Raw genomic sequence first — 5,646 nt, forward strand, 5'->3', positions numbered from 1 at the left:
GGCCCCGGGCCCGCCCCCGGCTTCTGCGAGGATGCCGTACGTCATGGTGCAGATACCCAGAACATCCGCCCCTCCGTCGCCCGCGCCGCACTCCGTGCCGACGAGTGCCGATGTGGCCCGCCTGGCAGGTGTGTCGCGCGCGACCGTCTCCTACGTCCTCAACAACACCAGCGCCGTACGGATCAGCGAGCCCACCCGCCGCCGCGTCCACGAGGCGGCCGAGGAACTCGGGTACGTGCCGCACGCCGCGGCCCGCAGCCTGCGGGCCGGGCACAGCCGCATGGTCCTGATGCCCGCCCCGGACGTGCCCGTCGGCCCGCTCTACAGCAGCTTCTTCAACGAACTCCAGTGGGCGCTCAGCCGCCTCGAATACACCGTCGTGCAGTACGGCGGCCTCGGCCTGCAGGGCGACGAGGCCGCCCGCGCCTGGGCCGAGCTGCGGCCGGTGGCCGTACTGGTGCCCGGCGGCGGGCTCGGCCCGCGGGGCGTGTCCGTGCTCAAGCGCTCCGGCGCCCGGGCCGTCGTCACCCTGGGCCCCGAGCGCGTCGAGGGCGCCCACGCGCTGCTCATGGACCACCACGAGGTCGGCCGGAGCGTCGGCGCGCACCTGCTGGCCCGGGGCCACCGCCGCGTCGGCGTCCTGGTCCCCGAGGACCCGGGGCTCGAACTCTTCTCCCGGCCCCGGCTCGAAGGCGTACGGCAGGCCCTGTCCGGTACGGACGCGACGGTGACCGAGCTGCCGCTCGCCTACGACGAGAAGGCCGCGGCCGACCTCGCGGGGCGCTGGCGCGCCCTCGGCCTGGACGCGGTGTTCGCGTACAACGACGAGTTCGCGATGCTGCTGATGCGGGCCCTCCAGGACGAGGGCATCGGCATACCGGACGAGACGGCCGTGGTGGGCGCCGACGACCTGATGCTCGGCCGGCTGCTGCGCCCGCGGCTGAGCACGGTGCGCATCCGGCTGCCGTCCGGGCGGGAGCTGGCGGAACTGGTCGACCGCGCGGTGCGGGAGCCTGCGGCGGCGCCTGAGGTGCACGAGGTGCTGGGGGCGGAGGTCGTGCACCGGGAGTCGAGCTGACGGCCCGCAGGCAGGCCTGCGGGCCGTTTGTCCGGCCCTGCGGCCGGCTTGCCCTGCGGGCCGGCTTGCCCTGCGGGCCGCCTTGCCCTGCGGGCCGCCTTGCCCTGCGGGCCGCCTTGCCCTGCGGGCGGCGGGGGAGTGTCGGGTGCAGGTGCGTGGGGGTTGCTCGCGCAGTTCCCCGCGCCCCTTACGGGGCGCTCACCTGCGGGGCGCTCCTACTGCTTGGCCTGTTCCTCGGCGATCGACTTGCGGACCTCGTCCATGTCCAGCTTGCGGGCCTGGCCGATGACGTCCTCCAGCGCGGCCTCGGGCAGCGCGCCCGGCTGGGCGAAGATCGCCACCTGGTCGCGGATGATCATCAGGGTCGGGATCGACTGGATGTCGAAGGCCGCCGCCAGCTCAGGCTGCGCCTCCGTGTCGACCTTTGCGAAGACGAGGTCGGAGTTGGCCTCCGCCGCCTTCTCGTAGACCGGGGCGAACTGCCGGCACGGACCGCACCAGGACGCCCAGAAGTCGATCAGGACGAATTCGTTGTCCGTGACCGTCTGGTCGAAGTTCTCCTTGGTCAGCTCCACGGTGCTGCTCATGGCGTTGATTCCCTCTTCCCGGGGTCGGTGCGTGGCCGTCGTGGACAACGGTGCCGATCGGCGGCCTATTCCGCGCACGTACCCGTGTGGCCACGGCCCACACCAACGACCAGACTGACCCCATGACGGAAACGGAAACCAACGTGTACGACGTCGTGGTGGTAGGGGCGGGCCCGGTCGGGGAGAACGTCGCCGACCGCGCCCGGGCGGCCGGCCTCTCCGCCGCGATCGTGGAGAGCGAACTGGTCGGCGGCGAGTGCTCGTACTGGGCCTGCATGCCCAGCAAGGCCCTGCTGCGCCCGGTGATCGCCCGCGCGGACGCCCGCAGGGTGCCCGGCCTGCGCCAGGCCGTGCAGGGCCCCCTCGACACGGCCGCGGTCCTCGCCCACCGCGACTACTTCACCTCGAACTGGAAGGACGACGGCCAGGTCGGCTGGCTGGAGGGCATCGGCGTCGACCTCTACCGCGGGCACGGCCGGCTCGACGGGCCCCGCCGGGTCACGGTCGAGGGCCCCGGCGGGGAGCGGCACGTCCTGACGGCCCGGCACGCGGTCGCCGTCAGCACCGGCTCCCGCGCCGTGCTGCCCGACCTGCCGGGCATCGCCGACGTGAAGCCCTGGACCAGCCGCGAGGCCACCAGCGCCCAGGCCGTCCCGGGCCGCCTGGTGGTCGTCGGCGGCGGGGTCGTCGGCGTGGAGATGGCCACCGCCTGGCAGGCGCTCGGCTCGCAGGTCACGCTCCTGGTGCGCGGCGGAGGCCTGCTGCCCCGCATGGAGCCCTTCGCGGGCGAACTGGTCACCGAGGCGCTCACCGAGGCGGGCGCCGACGTACGGACGGGCGTCTCGGTCGAGGCGGTCACCCGGGAGGGCGGGACGGTCGTGGTCACCACCTCCGCCGGGGACCGCATCGAGGCCGACGAGATCCTCTTCGCCACCGGACGCGCCCCGCGCACCGACGACGTCGGCCTGGAGACGGTCGGCCTGACGCCCGGCTCCTGGCTGGACGTCGACGACAGCTGCCTGGTCACCGGCACCAACTGGCTGTACGGCGTCGGCGACGTCAACCACCGGGCCCTGCTCACCCACCAGGGCAAGTACCAGGCCCGGATCGCGGGCGCCGCCATCGCCGCCCGCGCGGCCGGTGTCCCGCTGCTGGAGACCGACCCGTGGGGCGCGCACTCCGCGACCGCCGACCACGCCGCCGTGCCGCAGGTCGTCTTCACCGACCCCGAGGCCGCCTCCGTGGGCCCCTCCCTCGCCGAGGCCGAGCAGGCGGGCCACCGGGTCAGGGCGGTCGACGTCGACCTCGCCACGGTCTCCGGCGCCGGCCTCTACGCCGACGGCTACCGCGGCCGGGCCCGGATGGTCGTCGACCTGGACACCGAGACCGTGCGCGGCGTCACCTTCGTCGGACCCGGCGTCGGCGAGCTGATCCACTCCGCCACGATCGCGGTCGCCGGCGAGGTGCCGGTGGACCGGCTGTGGCACGCGGTGCCGTCCTACCCGACGGTCAGCGAGGTGTGGCTGCGGCTGCTGGAGGCGTACCGCGACGGCAAGTAGGTCCGTGGCCTCCTGGAGGCAGGCCTCCTGGGGACAGGCCTTCTAGAGGCTGAAGCCCAGCCCCTCCGCCGCCCGCGCCGGAGTGGGCTGGGCCCACCGCTCGGCCATCGCCTCGTTGGACGACAGCGAGCGCAGTTCCGCGCGGTCCAGGTAGAGCGTGCCGTCGAGGTGGTCCGTCTCGTGCTGCACGATCCGCGCGGGCCAGCCCGTGACCACCTCGTCCACCGCACTCCCGTGCTCGTCCTGGGCCCGCAGCCGTACCGCGGCGGGCCGCGCCACCACCGCCTGCCAGCCCGGCACGCTCAGACAGCCCTCGAAGAACGCGGCGCGCTCCGGGCCCGCCGGCTCGTACACCGGGTTGACCAGGACCCGGAAGGGCAGCGGCACCCGGCCGCGCACCTCGCGGATCTCGTCCGGGACCGGTGCCGGGTCCTCGATCACCGCGAGCCGCAGCGGGACGCCCACCTGGGGCGCGGCCAGGCCGACGCCCGGCGCCGCGCGCATCGTGTCGCGCAGGGCCGCCACGAAGCGGGCCAGCAGCGCCGCGTCCAACTGGCCGTCGAACGGCTCGGCCGCGCGCCGCAGCACCGGGTCGCCGGCGGCGACGATCGGCAACGGGCCGGTACGGGAGAGGAGTTCCTCCACCCGGTCGCGCAGGGACGGGACATCACTGGAAGGTGCCATCGGGCCAGCATGCCAAGACGGCGCCCGTCCCGCTGTGTGACCCACACCACAGGATCCTCCGGGAACTCGGCCGCCCCGTCCTGCGACCACTCCGCCGCACGGCCGAGTACGGCCCCGTCGTCCCCTGCCCGACCGGAGAAGCCAGCCGATGTCCCTCGCACCCACGACCGAGACGGACGGGTCCCCGCAACCCGTCACGCCCGCCCCCGCCCCCGGACGCGGCGGCTGGGCGCCGCTGCGCCCGCTGATCCTGCGCCTGCACTTCTACGCCGGAGTGCTCGTCGCGCCCTTCCTGCTGGTCGCCGCCACCACCGGCTTCCTGTACGCGGCGTCGTTCCAGGCCGAGAAGATCATCTACTCGCACGAGATGACCGTCCCCGTCGGCGACGCCAAGCTCCCCATATCCGAGCAGGTCGCCGCCGCCCGCAAGGCGCACCCCGAAGGCACGGTCGCCGCCGTCCGCCCCTCGCCCGAGGACGACGCGAGCACCAGGGTGATGCTCTCCGGCGTCGACGGCATCGGCGGGACCCACACCCTCGCCGTCTTCGTCGACCCGTACACCGCGCAGGTGCGGGGCGCGCTCGAACAGTACGGATCGACCGGCGCCCTGCCGCTGCGCACCTGGATCGACGAGTTCCACGCCAACCTGAAGCTCGGCGACGACGGCCGCCTCTACAGCGAGCTGGCCGCCAGCTGGCTGTGGGTGATCGCGGGCGGCGGCCTGGTGCTCTGGTTCGGCCGCCGCCGCACCCAGCGCAAGGTGCGCGGCACCAGCGGCCGCCGGCGCACCCTGGGCCTGCACGGCTCGGTCGGCGTCTGGGCCGCGCTCGGCCTGATCTTCCTCTCGGCGACCGGTCTGACCTGGTCGACGTACGCGGGGGCGAACATCGGCGAGCTGCGCACCGAGCTGCGCCAGGAGACCCCGGCGGTGTCGGCCGCCGCGGGCGGCGAGCACTCCGCTCACGGCTCCGGCCCGGCCGGGGGCGGCGCCGAGCACGGCGTCGGCCTCGACAAGGTGCTGGCCGCCGCGCGGGCGCAGGGCCTCGGCGACCCGGTGGAGATCGTGCCGCCCGCCAACGACGCGTCGGGCTACGTCGTCTCCCAGGTCCAGCGCAGCTGGCCCACCAAGCAGGACTCGGTCGCGGTCGACCCGGCGACCGGCGAGGTGACCGACACGGTGCGCTTCGCCGACTTCCCGGTGCTGGCGAAGCTCACCCGCTGGGGGATCGACGCGCACACCGGGGTCCTCTTCGGCCTCGCCAACCAGCTCGTGCTGATGGCCCTCGCCCTCGGCCTGATCCTGCTCATCCTGTGGGGCTACCGCATGTGGTGGCAGCGGGGCCGTGCCTCGGCCTTCGGCCGCCCGATCCCGCGCGGCGCCTGGCAGCAGGTGCCCGCGCACGTCCTGGTCCCCCTGATGGCGGGCACCGCCGTCCTCGGATACTTCGTACCGCTCCTCGGCCTCTCCCTGGCGGCCTTCGTCGCGGTGGACGTACTCCTGGGCGAGATCGCCTACCGGCGCGGCAAGCGGACCTACGGGCCCACGAGGCCCGACGGGCCTGCGCGGCCCGCCGACTCCGCCGACTCCGCCGACTCCGCCGACTCCGCCGACTCCGCCGAATCCGCCGAATCCGCCGGCTCCGTCGAGACCGCCGAGGCCGGAGTCGGTGGTGCGGGGGCGGGCGGAGGCGGCGGGTCCGCCGACGGGGAATCCGCGAAGTAGCAGGCCCGGGGCCCG

General features: G+C 74.7%; 5 protein-coding genes. 3 read left to right on the plus strand and 2 right to left on the minus strand.

All coding sequences use genetic code 11. From position 1 onward, the window contains the following. Positions 1-31 precede the first annotated feature (31 nt). Positions 32-1,078, plus strand: a complete 1,047-nt coding sequence (locus FGF04_RS36160) for a LacI family DNA-binding transcriptional regulator (protein ID WP_188114371.1) — start codon at positions 32-34, stop codon at positions 1,076-1,078. Between the two features lie 215 nt (positions 1,079-1,293). Here FGF04_RS36160 and trxA read toward each other — a convergent pair whose 3' ends face one another. Further along, entirely contained in the window at positions 1,294-1,674 is a 381-nt protein-coding gene (gene trxA, locus FGF04_RS36165; RefSeq protein WP_268893804.1) for a thioredoxin, read from the minus strand. A 113-nt stretch (positions 1,675-1,787) separates the two neighbouring features. Here trxA and FGF04_RS36170 point away from each other — a divergent pair, with 113 nt between their 5' ends. After that, positions 1,788-3,224 (plus strand): dihydrolipoyl dehydrogenase family protein, encoded by a 1,437-nt coding sequence (locus FGF04_RS36170; RefSeq protein WP_149515623.1) that lies wholly within the window; start codon positions 1,788-1,790, stop codon positions 3,222-3,224. A 42-nt stretch (positions 3,225-3,266) separates the two neighbouring features. On the opposite strand, the gene FGF04_RS36175 is transcribed toward FGF04_RS36170, so the two are convergent. After that, on the minus strand, positions 3,267-3,908 hold the full coding sequence (locus tag FGF04_RS36175) for a peptide deformylase (RefSeq protein ID WP_149515624.1): 642 nt from the start codon (positions 3,906-3,908) through the stop codon (positions 3,267-3,269). 148 nt (positions 3,909-4,056) lie between these two features. On the opposite strand from FGF04_RS36175, the gene FGF04_RS36180 reads away from it, so the two are divergent. Next, complete coding sequence (locus FGF04_RS36180) at positions 4,057-5,631, plus strand: PepSY-associated TM helix domain-containing protein (protein ID WP_149515625.1); 1,575 nt, start codon at positions 4,057-4,059, stop codon at positions 5,629-5,631. The last annotated feature ends 15 nt before the right edge of the window (positions 5,632-5,646 follow it).

The sequence above is a fragment of the Streptomyces apricus genome (genome assembly GCF_008369065.1).
GTDB classification, from domain to species: Bacteria; Actinomycetota; Actinomycetes; order Streptomycetales; family Streptomycetaceae; genus Streptomyces; species Streptomyces apricus.

What these genes read in the sequence shown, in the direction of transcription:
- FGF04_RS36160 (WP_188114371.1), top strand. Translation starts at nt 32, where the DNA reads ATGCCGTACGTCATGGTGCAGATACCCAGAACATCCGCCCCTCCGTCG.
- FGF04_RS36170 (WP_149515623.1), top strand. Translation starts at nt 1,788, where the DNA reads ATGACGGAAACGGAAACCAACGTGTACGACGTCGTGGTGGTAGGGGCG.
- FGF04_RS36175 (WP_149515624.1), bottom strand. Translation starts at nt 3,908, where the DNA reads ATGGCACCTTCCAGTGATGTCCCGTCCCTGCGCGACCGGGTGGAGGAA.
- FGF04_RS36180 (WP_149515625.1), top strand. Translation starts at nt 4,057, where the DNA reads ATGTCCCTCGCACCCACGACCGAGACGGACGGGTCCCCGCAACCCGTC.